At 30.5% G+C, this 2,627-nt stretch carries 3 protein-coding genes; all 3 read right to left on the reverse strand.

Going from position 1 to position 2,627, the window contains the following annotated elements; translation table 11 throughout:
• Nucleotides 1–885 (reverse strand): phage tail spike protein (locus tag AC11W3_RS13255; protein ID WP_484093142.1); only part of this gene is annotated, 885 nt, incomplete at its 3' end.
• Nucleotides 886–896: 11 nt separating this feature from the next.
• Nucleotides 897–1,643, reverse strand: coding sequence for a distal tail protein Dit (locus tag AC11W3_RS13260; RefSeq protein WP_484093143.1), 747 nt, complete (start codon nt 1,641–1,643; stop codon nt 897–899).
• A partial coding sequence (locus AC11W3_RS13265; RefSeq protein WP_484093144.1) for a phage tail protein occupies nt 1,636–2,627 on the reverse strand: 992 nt, incomplete at its 5' end. The genes AC11W3_RS13265 and AC11W3_RS13260, both read right to left, overlap by 8 nt.

The raw sequence follows: 2,627 nt of genomic DNA on the forward strand, positions 1-2,627 counted from the left end.
TTCCATTAGCTTTTGATAGGTCCTAAGTATTAATAAGTCTTTGTCCTCTATAGTTTCATTGTCATAAACACCTTCAAACTGTCCCCACTTTGTTACACTATCAGTATCTTTCAAATAAGATTGTCCAACGGGTTTAGCCATTGGGTTTGTTGGTGTTGTCCAAACTATATCAGCAAAAGTTATTCTTCTATTACCATAACTGTCTGTAACTTCTCCTTCTTTACCTCTGCCATATAAGACATTAAATAAGTTTGTTGTGTCTACTGTTCTTTTGATTTCATTAATATTAAGGTCAAAGTCAAATCTAATTCCTGTATTTGTTCCTAACTTTTTAACATCAACAAGCCTTTCAGCAATTCCTGTTTTATTTGCATTTAGTGTTAATCTGTATGATACTTCTAATCCAAAGGTTGATACAACTTCATTTAAGGCTTCTAGTTTAGATATATACTTAAAAGAAAATTTGTTTGTTGCTGATCCTATGTCTGTTATATCCCCTAGTTTATAAGGAGCATACTGTAATATATAAGTCATTACTGTATTGGCTGTTGCCGGTGTAGTGTATAACTTATCTACAATTACTATATTCCCTAAATTATAAAAATCGTGGTAGCAAATAACAGTTTTTATTTCATTACTACCAAAACTATCTTCTATTCTTTCTATAGTGAATAATTGGAAGTTGTTGTTTTCATCATAAAAGCCTATTTTATTTTTAACTTTTATGTTTTTCTCAACCATTTTATTAATATTAACATCAAATGTATATGACCATTCTTTGTTTATCTGTCTTTTAAAATTATCATTTAATATTATTGAATCTCCGTTACCATCATTACTTATAATATCAATTAAGGTTTCGGTGTTATTGAAAATATAAAGCATATAAACACCCCCTATAAGTATTCCTTATAATAACTAATATTTATATCAACGTTTGTTGCTGTGGTTTTCGTATAGGTATTATTTCCTTTTATAAGCTTATGGAATCCACTATCTAAAGTTAAAATAGCCATATTTGTAACACCATTAATAATTACTCTTTTTGTTTTCAAATCTATTGCTATTTCATCTCCAATTTGGAAACTACCAACTAATTTTATAAAGTTATTATATTTACTATTTGAAAAGTTTATTTGTATAGTGCTTTGTGCTTGATTTACATAACAAACAATTACAGGATATATTTCTGCTGTTCCTGTATAGTTTACAATGGTTGTTGTTGATGATAGTAGTGCTGTTGATGGGTTGTTGTCTATTCTATTAGGGTTTAATAATATAAACTCTATAGTCCCACTTCCAGAATACATATCGTCAGATACTTCTATATTATTATTAACCTTTGCCATGTAATAAGAGTTAGGGAAATCTGGTAGGACAAGCCTAGAGGCTTTGAAGTTGTCCCCTCTAAGCCATTCTGCTATTATTTCTTGTTTATCCTGTGTTGTGTATTTCCCATCATTTAATATAGTAAAATCAAGCTTTATTTTTTTACCACCTAGAGTTGTACCCATATCATATAATCCGATTAACTTTGGTGCTTTTACTGTCCTGTTCTCGAGGTCTGGAAGGGCTTGTGTAGTGACTTTAGTTACTTTAATGAATGTTGGTATGGCTACCCCGTTAAATGTTATATTAGGCAATTGAAACACCCCCTCTTGTTCTTCTGTTTCTGCTTTCGAACTCTTTTAATTTTATATCTATTTGTTTAGTTAAAGCATTAATATCTTGGTCATTTCTTACAGTAGGATTATTTATATTAAGCACAAAAGAAGTATTACCACTAGAATATGCTTGTGGCTCTGCTACACTGTTAATAGCTGATCCTGTTAATGATTTAATAGCGTTCTTTGTGTCTCTTTCTGTATTAGATATACCTATTGCATATCCTTGTCCTGTGTATTCTCCTATTTTTTTAAATACTCTTGATGGGGAATGTATTTCAAGCTTTTTCTCGGCTGTGCCTTTAGCTGTTACTGCAATGCCTTTCATGGCATCCTTAATGTTTGGCAACATGTTCTTAATACCATTAATTAAACCTTGAATCATGTTCTTTCCTATGCTGAATAGATTAATATTTTTTAATACGTTAATAGCTGTATTCATTAAGTTTCTTATAGTAGATGGTATTAGTCCGACGTTAGTTTTGATAGCATTTAACAAACCTCTAGCCATTATTTGCCCTACACTTAGTAATGATTGAAAAATACTTCCTCCTATCATTCTTAAAGTATTAAAGTCGTATTTTGCCACACTAACTAGGTTTTTAATAGGTATTAATATTGCACTTACCCCACCACTAAACAAGCCTTTTAGTCCTGTCCATAAACTTGTAACTACTCCTATCGATCCTGTTTTTAAAGCTACAAACAACCCTTTGATTTTACTTAGGAACAATAAATTCATTATGTTAAATATAAGCCCAACGGCACTTTTAAATATTTGTTTTATAGCTTCCCAAACACCCTTAAAGTTACCTTTAAATAAGTTTGAGAATAAGTCTATAACCCCATCTATTAAACTTAGTCCGTTCTTAACAACTCCTATTATTGAACTGATTACACTTTTAATAACAGCCATTATAATAAACCAAGCAACTTTTATTATAGACATTATTAAAGCACCAT

Source organism: Geomonas sp., assembly GCF_056994735.1.